Source organism: Stenotrophomonas sp. Ps181 (genome assembly GCF_025697425.1).
In the GTDB taxonomy this organism is placed as follows: Bacteria; Pseudomonadota; Gammaproteobacteria; order Xanthomonadales; family Xanthomonadaceae; genus Stenotrophomonas; species Stenotrophomonas sepilia.
Window position 1 is genome coordinate 224,286 of the sequence record NZ_JAHWBI010000002.1, and the last position, 22,483, is coordinate 246,768.

23 protein-coding genes are annotated in these 22,483 nt (G+C 64.9%); 16 read left to right on the top strand and 7 right to left on the bottom strand.

From position 1 onward, the window contains the following. Positions 1-5: 5 nt before the first annotated feature. Entirely contained in the window at positions 6-833 is an 828-nt protein-coding gene (locus tag KXV01_RS04595) for an AraC family transcriptional regulator (protein WP_049439970.1), read from the bottom strand. A 200-nt stretch (positions 834-1,033) separates the two neighbouring features. Here KXV01_RS04595 and KXV01_RS04600 point away from each other — a divergent pair, with 200 nt between their 5' ends. Both KXV01_RS04600 and KXV01_RS04605 read left to right on the top strand, forming a co-directional pair. After that, on the top strand, positions 1,034-3,436 hold the full coding sequence (locus KXV01_RS04600; RefSeq protein WP_263467538.1) for a TonB-dependent receptor: 2,403 nt from the start codon (positions 1,034-1,036) through the stop codon (positions 3,434-3,436). Beyond that, positions 3,436-4,737, top strand: coding sequence for an aminotransferase class V-fold PLP-dependent enzyme (locus tag KXV01_RS04605; RefSeq protein WP_263467539.1), 1,302 nt, complete (start codon positions 3,436-3,438; stop codon positions 4,735-4,737). The genes KXV01_RS04600 and KXV01_RS04605 overlap by 1 nt, the downstream gene beginning before the upstream one ends. 231 nt (positions 4,738-4,968) lie before the next feature. Here KXV01_RS04605 and KXV01_RS04610 read toward each other — a convergent pair whose 3' ends face one another. Both KXV01_RS04610 and KXV01_RS04615 read right to left on the bottom strand, forming a co-directional pair. Next, on the bottom strand, positions 4,969-5,547 hold the full coding sequence (locus tag KXV01_RS04610; protein WP_049417031.1) for a hypothetical protein: 579 nt from the start codon (positions 5,545-5,547) through the stop codon (positions 4,969-4,971). Continuing rightward, positions 5,544-7,310, bottom strand: a complete 1,767-nt coding sequence (locus KXV01_RS04615; RefSeq protein ID WP_111097118.1) for a S8 family serine peptidase — start codon at positions 7,308-7,310, stop codon at positions 5,544-5,546. Before KXV01_RS04615 ends, KXV01_RS04610 begins: the two co-directional genes overlap by 4 nt. 252 nt (positions 7,311-7,562) lie before the next feature. On the opposite strand from KXV01_RS04615, the gene KXV01_RS04620 reads away from it, so the two are divergent. From KXV01_RS04620 to KXV01_RS04630, 3 genes are all read left to right on the top strand, one after another. After that, positions 7,563-7,973: a hypothetical protein gene (locus KXV01_RS04620; RefSeq protein ID WP_231352364.1), complete on the top strand. Its 411-nt coding sequence runs from the start codon at positions 7,563-7,565 to the stop codon at positions 7,971-7,973. Positions 7,974-8,081: 108 nt separating this feature from the next. Further along, complete coding sequence (locus KXV01_RS04625; RefSeq protein ID WP_049417033.1) at positions 8,082-8,522, top strand: DUF2231 domain-containing protein; 441 nt, start codon at positions 8,082-8,084, stop codon at positions 8,520-8,522. Next, positions 8,515-9,825 (top strand): sorbosone dehydrogenase family protein, encoded by a 1,311-nt coding sequence (locus KXV01_RS04630; RefSeq protein ID WP_111097119.1) that lies wholly within the window; start codon positions 8,515-8,517, stop codon positions 9,823-9,825. Before KXV01_RS04625 ends, KXV01_RS04630 begins: the two co-directional genes overlap by 8 nt. A gap of 90 nt (positions 9,826-9,915) precedes the next feature. Here the strand turns inward: KXV01_RS04630 and KXV01_RS04635 are convergent, their stop codons facing one another. Next, complete coding sequence (locus KXV01_RS04635) at positions 9,916-10,578, bottom strand: exopolysaccharide biosynthesis protein (protein ID WP_111097120.1); 663 nt, start codon at positions 10,576-10,578, stop codon at positions 9,916-9,918. A gap of 149 nt (positions 10,579-10,727) precedes the next feature. On the opposite strand from KXV01_RS04635, the gene yidA reads away from it, so the two are divergent. The 5 genes from yidA to KXV01_RS04660 all read left to right on the top strand — a co-directional run bounded on the left by yidA (position 10,728) and on the right by KXV01_RS04660 (position 15,557). After that, a complete protein-coding gene (gene yidA / locus KXV01_RS04640; RefSeq protein ID WP_111097121.1) occupies positions 10,728-11,561 on the top strand; it encodes a sugar-phosphatase in 834 nt (277 codons plus the stop codon). Positions 11,562-11,574: 13 nt separating this feature from the next. Further along, entirely contained in the window at positions 11,575-11,862 is a 288-nt protein-coding gene (locus KXV01_RS04645) for a colicin immunity domain-containing protein (RefSeq protein ID WP_032954607.1), read from the top strand. 281 nt (positions 11,863-12,143) lie between these two features. Then, positions 12,144-14,462, top strand: coding sequence for a TonB-dependent receptor (locus tag KXV01_RS04650; protein WP_263467540.1), 2,319 nt, complete (start codon positions 12,144-12,146; stop codon positions 14,460-14,462). Between the two features lie 177 nt (positions 14,463-14,639). Beyond that, a complete protein-coding gene (locus tag KXV01_RS04655; RefSeq protein WP_164283168.1) occupies positions 14,640-15,029 on the top strand; it encodes a hypothetical protein in 390 nt (129 codons plus the stop codon). A 93-nt stretch (positions 15,030-15,122) separates the two neighbouring features. Next, entirely contained in the window at positions 15,123-15,557 is a 435-nt protein-coding gene (locus KXV01_RS04660) for an NUDIX domain-containing protein (RefSeq protein WP_099495333.1), read from the top strand. A gap of 25 nt (positions 15,558-15,582) precedes the next feature. Here KXV01_RS04660 and KXV01_RS04665 read toward each other — a convergent pair whose 3' ends face one another. Next, complete coding sequence (locus KXV01_RS04665; protein WP_263467541.1) at positions 15,583-17,088, bottom strand: YifB family Mg chelatase-like AAA ATPase; 1,506 nt, start codon at positions 17,086-17,088, stop codon at positions 15,583-15,585. 755 nt (positions 17,089-17,843) lie between these two features. Between KXV01_RS04665 and KXV01_RS04670 the strand changes: the two genes are divergently transcribed. From KXV01_RS04670 to KXV01_RS04690, 5 genes are all read left to right on the top strand, one after another. Then, positions 17,844-18,242, top strand: coding sequence for an Imm10 family immunity protein (locus tag KXV01_RS04670; RefSeq protein WP_134709221.1), 399 nt, complete (start codon positions 17,844-17,846; stop codon positions 18,240-18,242). Between the two features lie 110 nt (positions 18,243-18,352). Beyond that, a complete protein-coding gene (locus KXV01_RS04675; protein ID WP_134709220.1) occupies positions 18,353-18,691 on the top strand; it encodes a hypothetical protein in 339 nt (112 codons plus the stop codon). Positions 18,692-18,733: 42 nt separating this feature from the next. After that, the gene (locus KXV01_RS04680; protein WP_049441965.1) at positions 18,734-19,174 is read left to right on the top strand and encodes a hypothetical protein; all 441 of its coding nucleotides are present in this window, start codon (positions 18,734-18,736) and stop codon (positions 19,172-19,174) included. A gap of 26 nt (positions 19,175-19,200) precedes the next feature. Then, positions 19,201-19,608, top strand: a complete 408-nt coding sequence (locus KXV01_RS04685) for a hypothetical protein (RefSeq protein ID WP_134709219.1) — start codon at positions 19,201-19,203, stop codon at positions 19,606-19,608. A gap of 84 nt (positions 19,609-19,692) precedes the next feature. Then, positions 19,693-20,250, top strand: a complete 558-nt coding sequence (locus KXV01_RS04690; protein ID WP_134709218.1) for a hypothetical protein — start codon at positions 19,693-19,695, stop codon at positions 20,248-20,250. Positions 20,251-20,302: 52 nt separating this feature from the next. On the opposite strand, the gene KXV01_RS04695 is transcribed toward KXV01_RS04690, so the two are convergent. Together KXV01_RS04695 and KXV01_RS04700 are read right to left on the bottom strand one after the other, a co-directional pair. After that, positions 20,303-20,833 carry a cold-shock protein gene (locus tag KXV01_RS04695; RefSeq protein ID WP_134709217.1) on the bottom strand — a complete coding sequence of 177 codons (531 nt, stop codon included), beginning with the start codon at positions 20,831-20,833 and terminating at the stop codon, positions 20,303-20,305. Between the two features lie 45 nt (positions 20,834-20,878). After that, entirely contained in the window at positions 20,879-21,235 is a 357-nt protein-coding gene (locus KXV01_RS04700; RefSeq protein ID WP_049417044.1) for a hypothetical protein, read from the bottom strand. Between the two features lie 644 nt (positions 21,236-21,879). On the opposite strand from KXV01_RS04700, the gene KXV01_RS04705 reads away from it, so the two are divergent. Then, entirely contained in the window at positions 21,880-22,482 is a 603-nt protein-coding gene (locus KXV01_RS04705) for a DUF998 domain-containing protein (RefSeq protein WP_099485323.1), read from the top strand. The last annotated feature ends 1 nt before the right edge of the window (position 22,483 follow it).

Below are 22,483 nucleotides of genomic sequence, written 5' to 3' on the forward strand. Positions count from 1 at the left end.
CCTTGTCAGTGGGGACGGTCGTCGACGGGCAGCCAGATTTCCACGCCGCCCTGGCCGGTGCGCTCATCGAACCGGGCGTCGTAGCGCTCCAGATCCGGCGCATCGGCAAGGCCCAGGTTGGAAGCAGGGAGATAATGATCCAGCAACCAGAACCAGGTCGAGCGGATGGCCGAGATGTGCCCGCTGTGCCAGGCCACCAGGTAGCGGCGCGCCGGGATGTCCACGCGTCGCCAGTGCGCAGGCACGCTCGGCACCGTGCTTGCCGGTAGTGCCGCGATGTAATCGAAGCCACCCTTGTCATCACTGTTGCAGCACACGCCGAAACTGATCGGCGCCGGCGTCGGCCATTCGCGGTTGAGCTGGGCCCACTGTCCGGGAATCGCGCCGCCACTGTCGCGGGTATGCCGCATGCCGATGCCGGCCACCTGGAACGCGGGTGTCTCGAGCAGGCGGGGGGCTTCAATGCAGGCGGACGGGGCCTCGTCCACGCGGATCGCCTGCACCAGCGCCAGCCCATCGGTGCCCTGTTCGCGTACGCGCTCCGGCGTCTGTCCGAACTGTTCGCTGAAGGCACGCGTGAAGGCGGCATGGGTGGTATAGCCGGCACCCAGCGCCACCTGCAGGATGTCGCCGGCGCCGTTGGCCAACTGCTGCGCCGCAGCGGTCAGGCGGCGCCCGCGCAGGTAGCGCATCACCGAGGTGCCGGTGCGGGCCTGGAACAGGCGCGACAGATGGAACGGCGACAGGCCCGCCGCAGCGGCAATGTCGGCCAGCGCCAGTGGCTGGTCCGCGTGGGTTTCGATGTACCACAACGCCTTGCCTGCCGCGCTCATCCTGCCGTTCCTAGAACCAATGCTGGGCACAGTAGCGGATCGGCAGGCGCGGCGTTTAGCAGTTCTTGCGCCTGTGCGGACTCAAGCTGTCGCACTGACGTCATGCCTCCTTCACAGAGCGCGCCGAGACTGCGCGCCTTGTCCAGGCCTGCGATGTCCCTGCAGGTGCTGGCCCTGTCGCGTCCTCCCGGAGCCCTGCCGTGCATCGTTCGAAGCTTTCGCGTTCCATCCTCCTTGCCCTTTCCATGGCCAGCGCAGGAGGCGCGATCGCAGCGGAGGCCGATGCGGTCGATGCCGCAGGCGGCAGCCGCGCCGCACCCACCCAGCTCGATGCGATGCTGGTCACCGGCACCCGCGCCTCCAACCGCACCCAGTTCGAAACGCTGGCGCCGGTGGACGTGTTCACCAAGGAAGACATCAGGTCCGTCGAATCCACCGACCTGAAGGACGTGCTGGCGCAGCTGGTGCCATCATTCGTGGTACAGCGCCTGCCGATGGCGGACGGCCAGGTGTTCGTGCGTCCGGCCACCTTGCGTGGCCTGTCGCCGGACCAGACCCTGGTGCTGGTCAACGGTCGCCGCTTCCACCGCAGCGCGCTGCTCGGCAACCGCGGTGCACAGGCGGCCGACCTGGCGCAGATTCCGACCAGTGCGATCAAGCGCATCGAGGTGCTGCGCGATGGTGCGTCGGCGCAGTACGGTTCGGATGCCATCGCCGGTGTCATCAACATCATCCTCGAAGAGGGTCCCGGCACCGAGATCACCGCCGGCTACTCGCAGTATGCGCAGGGCGACGGTGCCTCGCGCGATTTCAGTGCGCGCACCGGTTGGTCGCTGGGCGACTATGGCAGCCTGGTGCTGTTCGCCGAATCGTCCAGCTCGGACGCCACCTCGCGCACGCGCCAGCGCCCGGATGCGATCGCCTTCCAGGCTGCACATCCGGAGCTGGAGGTGCCCGATCCGGTGCAGCGCTGGGGCCAGCCGGAACTGGAGAGCCGCCGCGTCGGCTTCAACGTCAAGGCCAACGCCAGCGGGACGCTGGAGCTGTATGCCTTCGGCCTGTACAGCCACAGCGATGGCGTCAGCGATTTCAACTGGCGCAACCCGGATACCACCACCGGCGCGTATCGCACCACCGCCATCTTCCCCGGCTGGAACCTGCGTTCGCTGTATCCGGTCGGCTTCAGCCCGCAGTACGGCAACGTCCAGAACGACCTGCAGCTGGTCGGTGGCCTGCGTGGCGAGATCACGCCCAAGCTGCGCTGGGACGTCAGCGCCTCGTATGGCCGCAATGCCATCGACTACCGCCTGAAGAACTCGATCAATGCTTCGCTGGGTCCGGCCAGCCCGACCGCGTTCGACCTCGGCCGCCTGACCCAGACCGAGAAGAACGCCAACGCCGACTTCAACTACGAGTGGGAGGTGGGCGCGCTGTCCCAGCCGATCAATGTCGCCTTCGGGGGCGAGTTCCGCCAGGAGACCTACCAGGTCCGCGCCGGTGACCCGGCCTCGTACGCGGTGGGCCCGGGCGCGGCTGCAGGCCTGGAGGCCAATTCCAACGGCGCGCCGGGTTTCTCGGCCAGCCAGGCCGGGCAGTGGAGCCAGCGCAGCAAGGCCGCCTACGTGGACATGGAAGTGCCGCTGGGCGAGCGCTGGAGTATCGGTGCGGCCAGCCGCTACGAGGACTTCTCCAGCTTCGGCAGCACGCTGGACGGCAAGCTCTCGGCGCGCTTCGCGATCACGCAGGACCTGGCCCTGCGCGGCACCGTGTCCAGCGGCTTCCGTGCGCCGACGCCGGCGCAGCTCAACACCACCAGTACCACCCAGGGCCTGGACACGCGCACGCTGCAGATCTTCACCAGTGGCCGCCTGTCACCGGACGATCCGCTGGCGCAGCTGCTCGGCGCCAGGCCGCTGAAGCCGGAAGAATCGCGTACCGCGTCGATGGGCCTGACCTGGCGCACCGACCAGGGCCTGTCCGGCTCGGTGGATGTCTACCAGATCAAGCTCAGCGACCGCTTCAGCCAGTCGGCCAGTTTCGCCATTCCGGCCGGTACGCCCAATCCGCTGGGCTATACCTCGGTGAACTATTTCACCAACGACTTCGATACCACCACCACCGGCGTGGACGTGGTCGGCAACTACCTGCGCGACCTCGGCGCCGGCCGCATGACGCTGACCCTGGCCTACAACTACAACCGCACCCGCGTGGACAACGGCAGCACCTCGGTGGCCACCAACGAGACCCAGCGCGTGCTGTTCGAGGATCGCCTGCCCGAGCACAAGGGCAGCCTGACCGGCAGCTGGGATATCGGCACCTGGTCGCTGATGGCACGCATGCGCTACTACGGCGCCTGGACCGATTCCAGCGGCAATGCAGTGGGCGACATCTACCAGCGCTTCGGCGCGATGAGCTTCCTCGACCTGGCCGTCGGCTATCGCATCAACGAACATCACAGCCTGCGCGTCGGTGCCGACAACGTATTCGACCGCTATCCGGACGAAGCCACCTTCCAGGCCAGCCGCGGCCTGGTCTACTCGCGCAACGCGCCCTATGACACCGACGGCGCCAACCTGTACGCGCAGTACCGGCTGAGCTTCTGATGGACCCGGCCCGCCGCTTCCTGTTGCGTGCCGGCACCCTGCTGCCGGCCGCAGCCGCACTTTCTTCACTGCCGGCCATGGCTGCCACGCGTTACGCTGCGTCCATGCAGATTCCCGCAACGACCGTGGCGCCGGACGTGCTGGCCCGCGACGAAAACTACTGGGCCGCAGTGGCCAGCCACTTCGACGTCACCGACGAAGTGAACCATCTGGAGAACGGCTATTGGGGCGCGATGGGCCGCGAGACGCTGGCCAGTTACCAGCGCCACACCGCCGAGGTGAACCGTGGCAACGCGTGGTATGGGCGTCGCGAATTTCCGGCGCAGTACATGGCGGTGCAGCGGCAGGTGGCCGAACTGCTGGGCGTGGGCGCCGACGAGATTGCGCTGACCCGCGGCGCCACCGAGGCGATGCTGGCGCTGATCGGCGGCTACAACCGCCTGCAGCCTGGCGACCAGGTGCTGTACGCCGACATCGACTACGACAGCATGATCGGCGCCATGCGCTGGCTGCAGCAGCGCCGCGGCGTGCAGGTCGAGCGCATTGCGCTGCCGGCAGTGCCCGACCATGCCCAGATCCTTCAGGCCTACGAGGCCGCGTTCGCGCGGCTGCCACGCCTGCAACTGGTGCTGCTGACCCAGGTCAGCCATCGCCATGGACTGGTGCTGCCGGTGGCCGAAATCGCCGAACGTGCGCGGGCACGCGGCATCGACGTGATCGTTGATGCAGCACACGGGTTTGGCCAGATCGACTACGCGGTGCCGCAGCTCAAGGCCGATTTCGTTGGCATCAACCTGCACAAGTGGATCGGTGCGCCGGTCGGCGTCGGCGCGATGTATGTGCGCAAGGGCCGCGTTGCGGACCTCGACCCGTACATGGGCGAGACCGACGATGGCCGCGTGGGCAGCCGTGTGCACACCGGCACGGTCAACTTCGCCGCTTACCTGGCGCTGCCGGAAGCGATCGCGCTGCACCAGCGTATCGGCGCGGCCAACAAGCAGGCGCGCCTGCGCTACCTGCGCGAGCGCTGGACCGTGCCTGCGCGGCAGATGGCGCATATCGAAGTGCTGTCTTCGCCTGATCCGGCGCTGGCCAGCGCATTGGCCAGCTTCCGCCTGCGCGGGCGCACCAGCGTGGCTGACAACATCGCGCTGCAGAAGCGCCTGCTGGATGAGCATCGCGTGTTCAGCACGCATCGTGACGGCTTGGACTCCGGCGCCTGCGTGCGGGTGACGCCGTCGGTGTTCACCCGGCCGCAGCAGATGGATGCACTGGTGCAGGCGCTTGCAGCCCTGGCCTGACCCTGCTTTGGTATTTGCCAACCTTGGTTGGCACATTCCCACCGTGCGGTGAAATCTTCCGCCGGGCATGGCCCGGCGCTACTGCATTCTGGACGCCGCACCCGCGGATGCCGTGAACGGGCATTGCCAACCAAGGTTGGCATCTACCGAAGCGGCTCCAGACAGTCGCAACGCACACCCATCCCCCGGCCGGCCAGGAGAGCCAACCGGCCAGGGGCACCACTCAACGCCTTACTTGGTCTCTTCCCACTGCACCACGTCCGGCTCGGTGGCGCGGATACCGGCGGTGGACAGCAGCCTGGTGGTCGCATCCAGCGCCGCGTTCACCGACGGATACTCCACGATGGCCTGGCCCGACGCCTTGGAGACCTTCACCACGGTGCCGCCGGTAGCCGTAGCCGCACGCTGGGCCGAGGCCGCATCGGTGAAGAACACCTTGACCCGGGAGGTCGCCACCACCGGCGCGCCGTCACGGGAGACCGCCGCCGCGAACTTGCCGGCGCCGGCATCGGCAGGTGCCGCCGTTGCGCCATCCAGCGAACGCTTGGTACGCGCGCTGGTGGTCGCCGCCGCCTGCGGGGTGATGGTGAACTGACCGCCGCTGGCCTGCTTCACGGTGGCCGAGGGCGACAGCTGGAAACGTGTGCCGCCCACGTCGAACGAGCGGCCGGTAGCGGACGCCTTCAGTTCCTGCGCATCCACGGTCGACAGGGTCCTGGCCGGAGGGGTCTGCCCCGAGCTCTGTGCCCAGGCAGGGGAGGTCATCGCCGCGAAGGCGAGCGTGCTCAACAGAATGGTCTTCATCATCAGTGCCCCAGAACGCGGATCTTGAAGAATTCGAGGTTGCCACGCGATGCAGCGGTCGCGGCCTGCCCCATGTCGGTCACTTCCAGCGTCCAGGTGCCCGTGGCATTCTCATCCAGGAAGGCATTGCTGGACAGCAGGTCCCAGCTGGTGAAGTTGCTCTGCGCGCCACCCGTGCCCGAACCGATCGCGGTGAACGCCGGCTGCACCACGCTGCGGGTGCCGCTGGGCGACACCAGCACGAACTGCAGCTGGCGCGTGTTGCGGTGGTTGACCCGGAAGCCCAGCTGCACGCTCTCGATGTTGCGCGCGCCGTTGGCCAGCTGGAAGGTCAGGCGTGCGGCGGCGGCCGAGGTGTTGCCAATGGCCACGGTACGCGTGGTGTTGCGCCAGCCGCTGTCGACCAGCGCACCGAGCGACTGGAAGTTCTCGGCCACCTGCACCGCGCGTGCTGCGTTGACCACGCCGAAGCCATACCAGTTGCTGTAGGCACGGCCGGCAGCATTCACCGTCCAGCCCGGCACCAGCGTGCGGCCGTCGGCCAGCGTCACCGCCGGCTGGTTCGGGTGGTTGCGGGTGGCGGTGGTGGCCAGGATGTACTTCACATCGCGATAGGACAGGTTCGGGTTGGCTTCGAGCACCAGTGCCGCCACGCCCGAGACCATCGGCGCCGACGCCGAGGTGCCGTTCATCTTGGCGGTGTAGTTGCAGGTGCTGTCGATGGCCGACAGGTTGCTGTCCAGGGTGTTCTGGCGGTTGGTGTTCTTGTTGCTGCCCTGCGCGCATCCGGTCACGTCGGTGGTGACGATGGCCGGGTCGTACGCGCGTGCTACCAGGCCCGGTGCATACTGCGCCTGCAGGCCGTACTCGCCGCCAAAGGCCGAGACCCACAGCGCCGAGCCGGTGGAGGAGTAGGACGAGCGCACGCCATCGGCACGCACCGCGCCTACGGTGATCACGTTGAACAGGTTGTTGCGCGGATCGCGTCCGGCCGGCACGCAGCCGGTGTTGCGGTTCTTGGTGTCGGTGGTGCAGACATCCTGGGTCTGGCTGATCGAGGCATTGTTGAAGTTGTTGCCGGCCGACTTCACGTAGATGCCGCCACGGCCACCGCGCGTGCCCGACAGTGCCTGCTCATACGAACGGATCGTGTTTTCGCTGTACGCCAACGGCAGGTTCGGATTGCCCGGGCCGGCACCCCAGCTGTTGTTGAACACCTGCACGTCGGCCGATTCCGCGCCGTCCCACCAGGCGTACTCGATGTTGCTCTGCTGGTTGCCCAGGGCCGAGCGCGAAATCGGGTTGAAGCCCTTCAACGTCGCCGCCGGCGCCACACCGCGCACGCCCAGGTTGTTGGCGCCCACCGCGCCCGCAATGCCGCCGACCATGGTGCCGTGGTTGTCGACATCCGGGTTGGACGGGGTGGGGTTGTTCGAGCCATTGATGAAGTTCTTGCCGGCTACAGCGGCCACGTTGGCCGCCAGGTCCGGATGCGCGATCTGCAGGCCGTCATCGACGATGGCGATGGTGACGCCCTGGCCACGGATGCCATTGCGGAACAGGCCATCGACGTTCAGGTCGTTGCCGGCCACCGGCAGTGTGTCAGCCGGGACGGTCTGCCCAGTGTTGAGCAGGTGCCACTGTATCCCCGCCAGTGGATCGGCCTGTTGGGCCTGGGCGGTTATGGCCAGGCTGCCCAGCACCAGGGCAGTGGCGAGGGCCAGGCGCGCAGAGCGCGGTGGCGCGGAGCGTTGCGTGTGTCGCTTCATACACGAATCCTTCTGTTGTGAATCGGCATGGCAGGACGGCGGGGCGGAACTACCCCATCGCAACGAGCCAAACGCGACACAACGAACAACCCCCTACCTCTTCACACAAGCAATCTGCAGATGTGCCAATTGCGTCACAAACGCTTAGTACGTCTGGTTATGACAGTGCGCACAAGCATCTTCACGCGGTCTTCGCGCGGTTGAATCTGAGTTGTGGGAGACAGGGAGAACTACGTGCAGATGACCACACACATGAAGAACGAACGGAAGCGCGGCCGTGCGCGCGCGGACCAGACCCCGCTCTCGGTTGCCGCCATCCGCAAGGTGGTGCTGTCCGTGCATACGCGCAGCCACGACTACGGCGACGATGCCGATATCGCCGAGTTGCTGCCCGAGCTGGCAGCATTCGGCATCACCACGGTGAAACCGCTGCGCCTGCTGATGAAGAAACACCGTCGCGCACTGCTGCAGGAGGAACGGATCGTCATGCGCCGCGCAGAGACGCTGCATCTGCGCACTGAGTGGCGGCCCGGTGGCATAGACGTGCATGCCAACACCAGCCGTTACGCCATCGGCGGCCTGGTCCGCACCAGCATGGAACACGAATTTGGCTTCGAGACGATGCTGCCCTTCCACGAGGTGCGCGAGGACGAACCCGCGTAGCCCGGTGCCCTCCCGGCGGATGTGGCAGCCCCGCCGGGGCATCATCGCGCGCCCTCACATCACGCTGTGCTACTACAGCCCGTGCACCCTTCCGCACGGAGCACGATGATGGTCAATCCGCTCGCCCAGGCCCATCGCGGCCTCGGCACCACGCTGTTCAGTCTGTTGAACCCGATACCCTTCGGCTTCTTCGTCGGTGCCCTGATCTTCGACGCGATCTACCTCAACAGCGCCGAGGTGATGTGGGGCAAGGCCGCCGCCTGGCTGATCACCTTCGGCCTGCTGATCGCCGTCATTCCGCGCCTGATCAACCTGTTCGCGGTCTGGCGCCGCAACGGCACGGCTACCCGTATCGACCGCATCGACTTCTTCCTCAACCTGGTCGCGGTGGTGCTGGCCATCTGGAACGCCTTCGTGCACAGCCGTGATGCGTATGCCGTTGCCGTGCCGGGCACGATCCTGTCGGCGCTGACCGTGGCCCTGATCGCCCTGGGCCTGATCCTGTTGTCATCGCAGCCGCCGGTGCTGCAGGGAGGTCGTCATGGCTAAGCACATCCTGCACACCGTGGCCGCCTTGGCAGTGGCCGCCACCCTGTCGGCCTGCGCCGGCAAGGCCGAATACCACCCGGCCGACCAGTCGGGACCGCAGCCGCCACTGCCCAAGCCGGCCAACTTCCTGATGCCGCCGATGCAGGTGCCCAAGGGCGTGGGCTGGGCCGACGGCCAGACCCCCACGGTGGCCGAAGGCCTGAAGATCGAGCGCATCGCCGCCAACCTGCAGCACCCGCGCCGGCTGCTGACCCTGCCCAACGGCGATGTACTGGTAGTGGAAGGCAATGGCCCCGGCGAAGAGCCGGTCACCACACCCAAGCAGTGGATCGCCGGCAAGGTGAAGGCGCGCTCGGGCAAGGCCGGCAAGGGCGGCAACCGGGTCACCCTGCTGCGCCGCTCGCCAGGCACCAACACCTGGACCCAGCACGTCTACATCGAAGGCCTCCACTCGCCGTTCGGCATCCAGCTGATCGGTGACACGCTGTACGTGGCCAACACCGGCAACATCATGCAGTACCACTACGTGCCAGGCGAAACCCGCATGTCCGACAAGGGCCGCGAGTTCACCGACCTGCCCAGCACCATCAACCACCACTGGACCAAGGAACTGCTGGCCAGCCGCGATGGCAGCAAGCTGTACGTGGGCGTCGGCTCCAACAGCAACATCACCGAGAACGGCCTGGCCGTTGAATACCGCCGTGCGGTGGTGCTGGAGGTGGACGTGGCCACCCGTGGCAGCCGCATCTTTGCGTCGGGCATCCGCAACCCGACCGGGCTGGACTGGGAGCCGAGCACGGGCCAGCTGTGGGCAGTGGCCAACGAGCGTGATGAGATCGGTGCCGACCTGGTACCGGATTACCTCACCTCGGTGAAGGAAGATGGCTTCTACGGCTGGCCCTACAGCTACTACGGCCAGCACGTGGACGAGCGCGTGCAGCCGCAGCGGCCGGACCTGGTGGCCAAGGCGATCGTGCCGGACTATGCCATCGGCTCACACGTGGCACCGCTGGGCCTGTTGTTCTACACCGGCCAGGCACTGCCGGCGCAGTACCACGGCGGCGCCTTCATCGGCGAGCACGGCAGCTGGGACCGCTCGCCACTGAGTGGCTACGAAGTGGTCTACGTACTGTTCAAGGACGGCAAGCCGACGGGACGGCCGCAGACCGTGGTCAGCGGCTTCGCCTCGAAGGACGAGAAGACCCTGATGGGCGCACCGGTCGGCATGGCGATGGATGCCGAGGGCGCGCTGCTGGTGGCCGACGACGTGGGCGACGTGGTGTGGCGGGTGTCGGCCAAGTAATTCTGTAGCGCCGAGCCCATGCTCGGCTTACGCGCGCAGCGCGCGGGTCTCCGCGCAACGAACGAAGAGCAGCCGAGCGTGGGCTCGGCTCTACAGTTCCGCGGTACTGCTGCGGAACCCACTGAACACCGATTCGGCGGCGAACCCCACGCCGCCCAGCAGCACGCCGAAGTACACCACCGTGGCCACCACGAAGCCGTACCCGGCCGCCACCGCCGCACCATCGCGCTGGATGAAGCCAATCGCAAACGACATCAGCGCCAGCGCCGGCAGCGTGTTGCTGAAGGGAATCGGCCCGGCCGGCGCCATCAGCAGCAGGGTCGCAAACACCAGCATCAGGTTGTTCAGGCGCATCATCTTCTTCGAGCGCACCATCACCGCCAGCCGCATCGGCCGCGAAAGCCGCTCCATGCGGTGCACCCATTTCAGCGCACGGCCGAGGTTGGCTTTCAGCTTGTCGGTGGCGATCTCGCGGCGCGCCAGCTTCTGTGGCACCCATAGCGGGCGGTTGCGCACCCGGCTCAGGCCGATCAGCAGGATCGAGGCGCCAAACACCGTACTCAGCCCGGGAATCGACACCGGAATGATGAAGATGGCCGAGAGCAGGATCACGATCAGCAGCAGGCCCTCATCGCCCAGCGCGCTGAGCAGGGTGCCGACGCGCACCTGGTCGCCGGGCAGTTCGTCGATCATCTGCTCGATCTGCTGGGCCAGGGGCGCGCTGTCATTGGTTTCAGGGGCACGGTAGGTCATGCGTCGCAAGGTTTTCCAGGGAAGGGCGGTCAAGGGGCCGTCCTGCGGTGGGGGACGCACAGGCTCCCGCAGTATCCCGGCCAACGTGGGCAAAGAGGTGAACCGGGCATGAGGGGGTAAACTGGCGTGCCCCGCACGAGTTGAACGCAATGGACATGGGCCGCAGGCAATCGACCATCGAACTGGTCGCCATCGACATGGATGGCACCCTGCTGGACCCGTCGCACCAGCTCACCCCCCGCGCCAGGAAGGCCATCGCGCAGGCGCGCGCACTGGGCGTGCACATCGTGCTGACCAGCGGCCGCCCGGTCCCCGGCCTGGCGCCGTACCTGCACGAGCTCGGCATCAACGGCAACGACGACTACTGCATCGCCTGCAATGGCGGCCTGGTGCAGCGCATCGGCACCCGCGAAACCGTGGTCGAGTATCCGCTCAGCTTCGACGATTTCCTGTTCTGCGAGCAGGTCGCCCGCGACCTAGGCGTGCACTTCCAGGCGCTGGACAGCCAGCGCATGTACACGCCCAACCAGGACATCAGCTACTACACCGTGGCCGACTCGCATCTCTCGCGGATGCCGCTGTCGTATCGCCGCGTGGAGGACATGGACCCGTCGATGTCCTTCATCAAGCTGATGATGATCGACGCGCCTGACGTGCTGGATGCCGCCATCGCGCGCCTGCCCAGCGCGCTGACCGAACGTTTCGCGGTGCTGAAGAGTGCGCCGTTCTTCCTCGAAGTGTTCGACCACCGCGCCGGCAAGGGCCCGAGCCTGCAGAAGCTGGCCGAGCACCTGGGCATCGACCGCGCCAACGTGATGGCCATCGGTGACCAGGAGAACGACCTGACCATGCTGCAGTACGCCGGCACCAGCGTGGCGATGGGCAATGCCATCGATGCGGTGAAGGCGGTGGCGCGGTTTGAGACCGGCAGCAATGCCGACGAAGGCGTGGCGCGTGCGATCGAGCGCTTCGTCCTGCAATGATCGGACGCACATCATGAGCTGGACTTTGATGATGTTTGCTCAGTCCTTCGTCAATGAGCGGATGTCGGCGCACGTTTTCTCCGAGTCCTACATCGAGCTATGGAAGATCGAGCGGGATCTCGACTTGCTGGCTTTGGATGACGTAGCGCTTTCAACGTGCCTGTCCAGCATCTTCTGTGCTGCCGACATGTATTGCGACGAAGATGTAGATCGCCATGCGTATGAGCTTGATGCCGCCCAGCTGCATGCTGCCGTTGTGGCTCTGATCGATGAGTGGAAGCAGTCCACGACTGCTCGCTAGCCTGGCTTGGATGTATACCTGCGTATAGCCCATACATCCCCATCGCCATCTGCGCTGTACCACGGTGCAATGGCGGATGCGGCAGCGCGATGCAAGAATTTCGCACGTCGAAATCACGCCATCGAATCCTGAGGCAGATGATCGTCTTCGTCTGCTGACCGGCGCGCACCGCGCCGTCACCTTCTCAACGCGATCGCACCGCCAGCCAGGGCGCCGACACCGGTGCTGCAACGCGCTGGGCGTGCGCCTGCGCCGCTCTGTCCCTGCACCTGGATCTGCCCATGAACACCCCACCCACGACGCGCCTCGCCCTGGCCATCATCGCGGCCATCACCGCACCTGCGTACGCAGCAGACACGCACGACACCGCGCTCGACACACCCACCACGCTCAACGCCCTGCAGGTCATTGCCACACCGCGCGGTGCGGCCGTGGCACCGACCCAGGTGGTCGGTCCCAACCGCTACATCATCAAGGCCGAAGACCTCGACGCGATGGTCACCGGCAACAATGGCCTGGCCATGCTCAAGCAGGTGCCGGGCGCGAGCTACACCGCCACCGACGGGCTGGGCCTGGATATCTCGGCGACCAGCCTGTTCGTGCGCGGCTTCCGCATGAATGAAATGGGCATCACCTTCGAAGGCGTGCCGCTGAACGACAACGGCTTCCTCTCGCTCACCGGCACCAGCGTGGTGAACGTGGGCGTGCCCGATGGCATCGGCGCGATCACGGTCAGCCCCGGTGGCGCACCGGTCAGCGTGTTCTCCAGCAGCGTCAACGGCGGCAGCCTGGAGTACCGCCTGCGCGAGCTGCAGGACACGCCCAGCCTGCGCGTGAAGCAGGGCGTGGGCAGCAACAACACGTCGGTCACCACCGTGTCCGGGCAGAGCGGCCAGCTCGGCGAGCATGGCCCGAAAGTGCTGGTCGACCTGCAGCGCGTGTCCGCCGACAAGTACCAGGGCGAGGGCACGCAGAACTTCCTGCGTGGCGACCTGAAGCTGCAGCAGGATGTCGCCTGGGGCGATTTCACTGTGTTTCTCTCTGACAGCAAGGCCAAGGTCTGGGGCTACAACAACATCTCCTTCGACATGATCCGCAAGCTGGGCTGGAAGGCCGACATCTTCTACCCGGACTACGCTTGGGCGTATTACGTGGCCTCGCCGGAGAACGCCGACAAGTCCTGTGGTGCATACACCTGCGGTGAGCTGTCCGAACTGATTCCGTACGACACCGGCCAGATCACGCGCGATCGCGTGTCCTCGGTGAACCATCGCTTCCAGATCAGCCCCGCGCTGAGCGGCAACGTGCAGCTGTACAACGCCAACAGCCACACCCAAGCCACGCTGACCGACCCGACCGTACCGTCGCCCAACGGCGCGCCGTTCTCCGAACAGGTGCAGACGCCGCGTGTGAATCGGCTGGGTGGCATGGTCAACCTGCAGTTCGAGACCGGCGCGCAAACCTTCACTGCCGGTTTCTGGCAGGAGAAGAGCAAGGCCGCAGCCAAGACCGAGTGGTACCAGCAGCCACTGCTGGGCGAGGGCCCGCCGCTGAAAGCCACCGGTCCGTTCGATGTGTATGGTCCGGCGTTCAAGACCGACAACGCGTCGAGCTGGGTGACCCGCTCGCGCCAGTTCTACCTGCAGGGCGACATCGTGCTGAACGACACGCTGAAGCTGGGTGTCGGCTTCAAGGCCGTGGACTTCCGCACCCGCGGCGGCGGCCTCGGTGATGCCAAGGACCGGCCGGTGAACGGCACGCTGCGCGCGAAGAGCAACTTCCTGCCGCATGTCTCGCTGTTCTGGAGCCCGACCGGATCCACCGATGCCTTCATCGACCTGGCCAACACCATGAACGGCTACCGCGTCGCCCAGCGCGGCAACATCGGCTACACCGCCTCAGCGTGGACCATCACCGACCAGGAGGAGTTTGACCGCGTGGCGGGTACGCTGCGGCCGGAGAAGAACTGGAACCTCACCGTGGGCGCATCGCATCGTTTCGACCGGCTGACGATCACCGGCGATGTGTTCTACAACGACATCCGCAACCGCTTGCTGTCGGCCGCCATCGGTACCCAGTTCGCGCAGATCAACACCGTGCGGCTGATGCCGAAGATGCACGTGATCGGCGCCGACCTCGGCATCACCGCCGACCTGAGCGACCACCTGCAGTTCTACCAGGGCGTGGCCGTGGCCCGTTCGTGCTACGACAGCGATTTCGTGGTGGGCGACACGGTGTACCCGATAAAGGGCAACGCGCAGCCGGGCTACCCGCAGATCTCGTTGGTCAGCGACCTGTCCGCGCACTTCGGTGACTGGCGCTTTGGTGCAACCAGCACCTCGTACCTGCGCCAGCCTTTCACCTACGAGAACGACATCCGCGTGCCGACCTTCTGGCAGGTCAACACCTATGCCGCCTACCGCTTCGGTGCAGACAGCGCAGTGCCCGGCCTGGAGCTGCGGCTGGACGTGAGCAACCTGCTCAACCGCCACAACATCGGCACCGCCACCATCGCCGGCTCGTCATTCTCGGGGGATTACCAGACGCTGCAGCGCAGCGCGCCACGGCAGCTGATGTTCAGTACCTCGATGGCGTTCTGAGGCGATGAGGGTGGGGTCAGAGCCCTTTGCTGCGCAAAGGGATCCGACCCCGCAGCCATCCCGTGATCGGGGGTCAGATCCCTTTGCACGGCAAAGGGCTCTGACCCCAAAACCCGCCCGGAAGCCCGCCTTGCGCAATCAACAGGGATTTTCTGGCGGCGACGCAAGGTTCCCACAATGTTGCTGGGTCATGCTGTTGGCATGGCACAGCACACCCCGCCAACCAGATTGTTCGGCATCGGCGGCCCACGACGGCCCCGGCCGGCGCTTTCCGTGGCGCCGGCGATCGACTTGCAGGGCGAATACCAGTTCTGGCAGGTCTACGAACGCGTGGTCCGCCCGCTGCCCGGCGGCGGGCTGCGCCGGGCCTGGCTGGTGTGCCAGAAGGTGTACCGGGACCGCCTGCGGTTCCCGCATGACACCCGTGAAGCCGCGCTGGCGCGTGTGCTTTTCGGCAGCAACAGCACGCCCGAGCGCGCAGCCGAACTGCGGGACCTCTTCGGCCTTGTCAGCCGCCGCATGGCGTCCGTTGCCGTCCGGCGACAAGCGCCCACGCCGGGAAAGTGAATCACTGGCCAGGAATCGACACGCGTTGATGGCTTTCTCTCGGTCCGCCTGCTTTTGGCCTATTCTGGGGCGGGCCGGTAAGGACGGGAAACGATGGAAATCAGACGATCTGCACGCCTTGTGATCGTTGCTGAGGATGCGGTGTTGCTGTTCCGGTATCACGATGAACACCACGCTCCCTTCTGGGCTACACCGGGTGGGGAGCTTCTGCCCGGGGAGGGATATGCGGACGCCGCACGGCGTGAGCTCAGGGAGGAGACCGGATTGGATCTGCCGATAGGCGTGCGGCTGGAAAAGCGCGATGCCGTCTACGCGGTCGCCCGATCAACGCCCGCGCGATGGCTGGAAGAGTATTTTCTGGCCCGCAGCCCCAACCAGCCCGACATCCAGCGTGACGGATGGACGGAGGAGGAAAATGCCACGATCAGGGCGTGGAAATGGTGGCGCGTAGAAGAGATGAGAGAACAGCCTGCTTCCCTGTTCAAGCCGGAATGGCTGCCGGATCTTTTTGAACGTGTGCCCGCATGACGCGGCCTGATTCTGCACGCTGCGATTACGTGCTCGCCTTCCCGCGGTCCAACTGCCGGTAGCCAATGGCCTCGGCCAGATGCGCCGTCTGGATCGTTTCGCAACCCGCCAGATCGGCAATCGTGCGCGCCACCCGCAGAATCCGGTGCATCGCCCGCGCCGACAGCTGCAGGCGCTCGATGGCCTGTTCCAGCATGTCCTGATCTGCCTCGCTCAGTCGGGTACAGGCCCGCAGTGCCGCCGGCGGCAGATGCGCGTTGAGCCCGCCACGCACCTGCTGCTTGGCATGGGCGGCTTCCACCCGTGCACGTACCGCAGCACTGGGCTCCCCCAGCGGCGTGCTCTCCCGCAACTCCACTGCGTCCATGCGCGCCACACTGATGTGCAGGTCGATACGGTCCAGCAACGGACCAGACACCCGCGCACGGTAACGGTTGATACGCTCGTCGCTGCACAGGCAGCGGTTGCTGCGGTCACCGGCCCAGCCGCAGGGGCAGGGATTCATCGCCGCCACCAGCTGGAAGCGCGCCGGATATTGCACGCTGCGTGCCGCGCGGGCGATGCGGATGTGGCCGGATTCCAGCGGCTCGCGCAGGGTCTCCAGCGCGCTGCGGTTCCATTCTGGAAGCTCATCGAGGAAAAGAACACCGTGATGGGCCAACGATATCTCGCCGGGGCAGGGTGGATTGCCGCCGCCTACCAATGCGGCCGCGCTCGCACTGTGGTGCGGTGCCCGGAAGGGCCGCTGCCGCCATCGTCTTGGGTCCAGCCCTTCGCCACTCACCGAGGCAATCGCGGCCAGCTGCAGTGCCTCGGTTTCTTCGGTATCCGGCAACAGGCTGGGCAGGCGCGAGGCCAACAGCGTCTTGCCGCAGCCAGGGCTGCCGATCAACAGCAGATGGTGCCCACCCGCTGCGGCCACTTCCAACGCGCGCCGCGCATGCGCCTGACCGCGCACGTCGGCCAGATCGGGCAGTGGCAACGGCGTCGTGTCCACGCGCTCCACGGGTGGCAACAGGCGCGGATTGCCCAACCCGGCGCAGCACTCCAGCAGCGTGCGCGCCACACGCACATCAGCATGCTCGGCCAACGCAGCCTCTGCGGCATTCCCTGGCGGCACCACCAGGATGCGCCCGGCTTCAGCGGCCGCGATCGCGGCCGGCAGCGCACCTGCCACCGGCCGCAGTTCGCCGGTCAGGCCAAGCTCACCCAGGAACTCGTATTGCAGCAGTGACTGCGGATCGACCTGGCCACTGGCTGCCAGAATGCCCAGGGCGATGGCCAGATCGTAACGTCCACCTTCCTTGGGCAGGTCGGCGGGCGCGAGATTCAGAGTGATGCGTCGCTGCGGAAAGTCGAAGCGCGCGCAGAGCAGGGCGGCACGCACGCGCTCGCGTGATTCGCGGACGCTGGTTTCCGCCAAGCCCACGATCTGCGTGACAGGCAGGCCGCCAGAGAGATGCACTTCCACCCGCACCAGTGGGGCATCGACCCCGGCGCGGGCACGGCTGTGGACCAGCGCCAGGCTCATGTGTGGATTCCTGCAGAAAGACGCTTGATGGTGCGGCAGCTAATCTGTGTGGGACTATCGGGGATTGCCGGCAATGCGTCTCGGGGTACTTCTGCCTGCAAAGGGTGCAGCATTCGGATCAAGGGAAAGATGTTCTGTGCAGCGCGGCTCTGCGATGGCGGCTTCGTAGGCCTTGCGTCAGAAAAGGCGTACAACAGGGCAGTAAAGGAAAGGAGCGAGCTGAAATGCAGTGCACTCGAGTACTGATGGCCCTCTCGCTCGCCACGGGCCTGCCGGGGTGCCGGGATGAGGTGGAGAGTTCAACGTATCCCATTGGCCAGACGGGAGAGACGTGCACAGCCTACAAGGGCTTCGACCGCCAGCCGCCTGAAGTAGTTGTGGCCGAGCTTGCCAAGCGAGGGTTGGATAGCAGCCGTTTGGTGCATAGGACAGTCTGCGGCCCGATCACAAGTTGGGAAATTCTCCCCGCAGGGGCGTCGATCGATCGGATACCTCCGCCAGACGCATATGTAAGCGTCCACCTGCTGGAAGACGGCTCGGTTTCCGTCAGTACAGACCGCCCCTGACGTTGGCGCCGCCCTTGATGATCGAGCGGCGGGCGAACAGACAAAAGTACGGATGGGCTCGCAGGTGGGGCGAGTGGTACCCAGGTGGGCTGGAAGGGTGACAACGATGCGACCCTGCGTGCTGAGAGCGGCACCAGGACAGCGGCGGAGTAGACATTGAGTTTTCCACATGTCAGGAGTACCCGGGAAATGTACAGATTCAAGGCCGAAGTCGTTTCCATAGAGGAAGATGACTACTGCATCGTAGTTGGCTTGGCCGACAGCTCGACGAATCCGTCTCGTTACGTGGTATTGCAGAACGCGAAGGCGTATGACGACCAGGACGAAGAGTTGGGCATGGCGCACGCCCATATCGAGGTCGGTGGAGGTCTTGAGCCTTGCTATGGCGGTCTGGTGCATATCTCTCTGCGGCGCATGGAGCTTGAGCTGTCTCTCTCCGAAAGTGCACAGAGGAAGCTTGGGACCACTGGTGGGATTGCAGTGACACTGAAAACGTTGGAAAACGGCAGCAAGCTGGAGGCCGCGTTGCGGAAAATCTGTGTTGCGGAGGGTATTCCGCTTGATCTGAACTCGTCTGGACGGGATTGAGTTCATGCTGTGCCGCACTGCCTGCGAGAGGCGGGCTGAGCGGGGACAAGAGGCAGTAGGTCCGGACAGGCGAATGTGTTCTGGCTCATTTTCGAAGCCGGGGGAGTGGCATGAAAGCTGACGAATTTGTATCCGCTATCCAGCGCTATGTGCTTGAATCATCCGTGGGTAGTACGATCTCGAACCTGGCGTATCCACCGGGCCGTCGGGTGGCCCCAGACCTGTTGGCACGGTCCGAATGGTTCAACAGCTTGTCCGCTGTAGAAGCCGACATGTTGCGAGCCGTTGCCGGTGAAGCTGCCCGTTCGGCGGTCTTCGGGTTTCTGGCGGTGCTTGATGGCACCCGTGTCATCGATTCAGAGAAAGGCACCTTCGAGCTTCACCATGTGGGTCGCGAGAAGCGCCTGGTGAATCCGTCTGGCATCGATCTACACGACCTGCTCGAATAGGTGCGGGATGCGCGCGCAGCACTGACATGGAGCGTGGGACTGATGAAACTGAACTTCGTGGCGGACTGCGACTGGGAGTCGCATGTTGGCAGGATAAAAAGTCATTACGTAGAGCGCTCCGCCACATTCGAGTCCAGGAGCTACGGGAACGAAGTGGCTTCTGTGGCATTGCTTTTCGTGTGTCGAGATCCCGAGCTGGATTTCAAGCGAAGAGTGCAGTTTCGACGAAAGAAGGCGGAGTTCTATACCGATGTGATGCTTGACCTGCCGACCATCGTTCCGCTCTCGATGAAGGAGAAAATGCGGTATGTCTCCCGCGAATTGCTTGAGCAGTTGGCGGAGCAACTGGGCAGGGTGAAGTTCAAGGACTTCGACCATGCAAGGTTTCTGATGGATCTGAAGGTATGGCTGGAGGACATCGATAGCCGTTACAACGGCCAATCGTCGGGTGCATGGCACTATGCCTCGGGCGAGGCGTCCTAGTCGCTCCGGAAGTCACCGATGCTCACTTGCTGGTCAATTTTCTCAACGGAATGAGGGATCCATTGCAGCGCTATCTTTGTGATCTGGATGTAACAGGCAATCTTTCGGCGGGCCGCGATGTCGAGCAGCTGCTCCCCGATCGATATGAGTTGGATCAGCGTGTGATTCGCTTTGTCTCCATTGAGCAGGCCAATCTGAACGCCTGGAGGGTTCGTCTTTGCGAAGTATTTGACAATGGAGCGCCTGGCTTCATCGATGTGTACGAGTTCGAGGCGGTGGATCCGGATCATCCCTTTGGTACCGAGTGGACGTTTGATTCGGTTGACGGCGCCTTGAGGTTCGCGCGGGACGTGCTGAGGACCAGTCAGGGGCGCTATGTGAACCAAGGACTGATTCAAGACGAGTACAAGGACCGCTATTATCCGGAATGGTGATACGCCTCTGGAACGAGTGGGCTATCCGCACATGAGTCAAGAATGCTCTGTGATCATTCTTTCAGATGGATGGACGAAGTTGTCATGAAGACACGCAGACTCATCTTGATTGCGCTGGGTATGTTGCCTGCAGCAGCAGGCTTCCCCGCAGGGAATCCACGCGTGGACTTTGTATCGAAAGCCTTCCGCGATGGAAGTTTCATCCCGCATGTCTACAGCGAGAGGGATTTCCTGCGCCGCTATGGTGATGGCGAGCTGGTCGTGGACGCCACAGGACTGATGCGGCGTAGATACCTGGATCCCACTACCCGATTGGAGGTGCTGATCACCTCCAACCCTGACGTGGCTCCGCAGTTCCGAACCATTGATGAGATCCGCGTTTCATCGATCAGCGCGGCGCAACCCACTGCAGGTAGAACCGAGAGCCTGCGCGGCGTGAAGCTGAAAGGCGTTGCGATGGGTGATCCGGCGTCCGAGGCCATCGGCACAGCACGCAGATATGGCCAGGGGAAGACAGAGCAGGCAACGCTGGGGGGCTTCGATGTCGAGCGCACCTGTGGGTTCTCGGAGGGTGGATCGAGCATTTGCTTCTACGTTCGGGATGGGAAAGTGGTTGCGATGGCGCTGGGGTTTGGCCCCTGACCAGTTGCTGTGCCGCATGCGGTGCAGGCACAGCGCAACCGTGAGCGTCAGCCTACGAGGGCACTTCAGCGCTGAGGTAATTGGTGGGAGCGGCCTGGCGGTGGGCTGGCGCCCCAAGCAGACACCGCTGCTCATCCAGCACCAACCCATTGAAGCGCCCAAACCGCGCCTCAACCCACGATGGCCCCGCACTCTCCACCAGCAATCGCCCCTGGCTCTGGTGCAGATCCAGCCAACGCTCGAAGCTGACACGCAGCCGTTCGATATCCGGCGCCCGCCAGCGTGCATCGGCAGGCATGCGGATCAGCACGCGCGAGGGCGCATTCTCCACGTCCATCACCAGCACGCCCTTGCAGCGGATCTCGAAGGACGTTGCGCTGGCATGGCGCGCGTGCAGTTCAAAGCCCTCGTGGGCCTTCGCGGTCACGAAGCCGAGTGCATCACTGTGCAGCAGGCGGTAATCGGCCGGCTGCAGCTTCTGGTAGGCCCACACCTGATCGCCCGCTGGCTCGGGCCACTCCATCCACATCGCGCCGATCACCGCGATGCACACCGCCGCAGCGGCAAGGCCGTGCATCTTCATTCGTCACCCCGCACACAGGCAAAAAGGTCCGCGCCATAAGCGCGCTCAGTCCTTGGGTCGCATCCGCTCGTGGATGAAGGCGGTCAGCGCCAGATCGGCCATCACCAGCCCCTCCATTACCCGATCGCCGACGTACTGCTCCGGCTCGCCGTTCTGGCGCGTGCGCTCGGCCGCCAGCAGGATCTCCTGCACGACGCGCTGGCCGGTGAGGGCGCAGTCGGCGTCGGACAACTGCATCTGCCGGCTGCGTAGATGGTGCCGCTCGGGCCAGGGCTGGCCGTCGGCCGCAGCGCCCGCGCCGATGGCGTGCAGGATGGCGATGAGGCTGTTGGGATCCAAGGCTGGCGCGGCCGAGGGCACTTGCTGGATGGGCGGCGGGGGCGGGGAGTGCGGTGTAGACATGGCGGGCTCCGTGCATGCAGGCAGAAGCCGCCACCGATAAAGGTGGCGGGCAGAGCGTGGCTCGAAAACCGGATGTTGGGAACCGGCGGGTACAAGACCCCCACGCCCCGCCCGCCATAGCCGGCAGACGGATTGCCAGCCGGCACCACGCGCGGTGGTGCCGGCTGGCAAGCGCAAACTACTTCCCAACAAAACGGGCTTTCGAGTCCCGACCACCGATGCACGGTGGCGCAGTAACGATTACCTGCTGTTGTTCGGAATGCCAAGGAAGTGGGGTCAATGCCGCCAAAACCCGAGACGCTTTTGGCATTGTCGCATAGCGAGGAAAGCGGCGAGAGCCTTGGCGTGCAAGGCGGAACGGAACTTCTGGAACGGAGTCGTCAGAACCTTCCGCCAGAGATGCAAGGCGCGGCAAATGCGACAGCACTCGCCCATCGGACATGTGTGATCGCTCATGCAGCCGAACCGCTGCGATACCTGCTAGGGGGTTTAAATGACTTCCTGCCTATTGAACCTACCGAGTGCCGCGCGCAATCTGACTACCGCTGTAGTCACGCGGGGCTGCCCTGCCCGCAGCAGGACGGTCTTGTAGCGTTTGAACGGATTTCACCCACTGGCGCAGGCCGCTACAAGGATCACTGTACGTGTTACGCCGCAATCGACTTCTTCTGTCTGCGGGTCTGCTCCCGCTTCCGTGGTTCCTGTTCTGGACCAGCGTTGCCGCCGTGTTCGCGCCGGGTTACAACCCGCTTGCCCAGCACGCCAGCGAGCTGTTGCAGGCGCCAACGCTTGCAAGCATCTGCGGCAGGATTGCGGCTATCGGCTCCGGTATGGGCTTCGTGGCATTTGCCATCGGGGTATGGCGGGAGTCCGGTCGCCGGATTGCAGTAGGTGCAATCTGCTGGTTGGTCTTTGGCATTTCCATGCTGACCAACGGGCTCTGGCCCATGGGCCATCCGATGCACGGCTTCTACACCATCGGTATCGCAAATATCATTGCACCGGCGATGTCGCACATCGAACTGAGCGCGTGGTCTGCCAACCGAAGGGCGCACGCCGTGACCGCTGTGGTGAGCATCGCGAGCATCGTCTATCTCTGGTTGAACGTGGTGGGGGCGGATCCGGAGGGCTATGGGGGGCTGACCCAGCGCGTGTTCTCGTCGATCAACTCGCTGTGGCCATTCTTGGTTGCGCTGTATCTGCTGCGAAGGGATTCAAGCGCGCTGAAGGCGGAGCCGGCGCATTGAT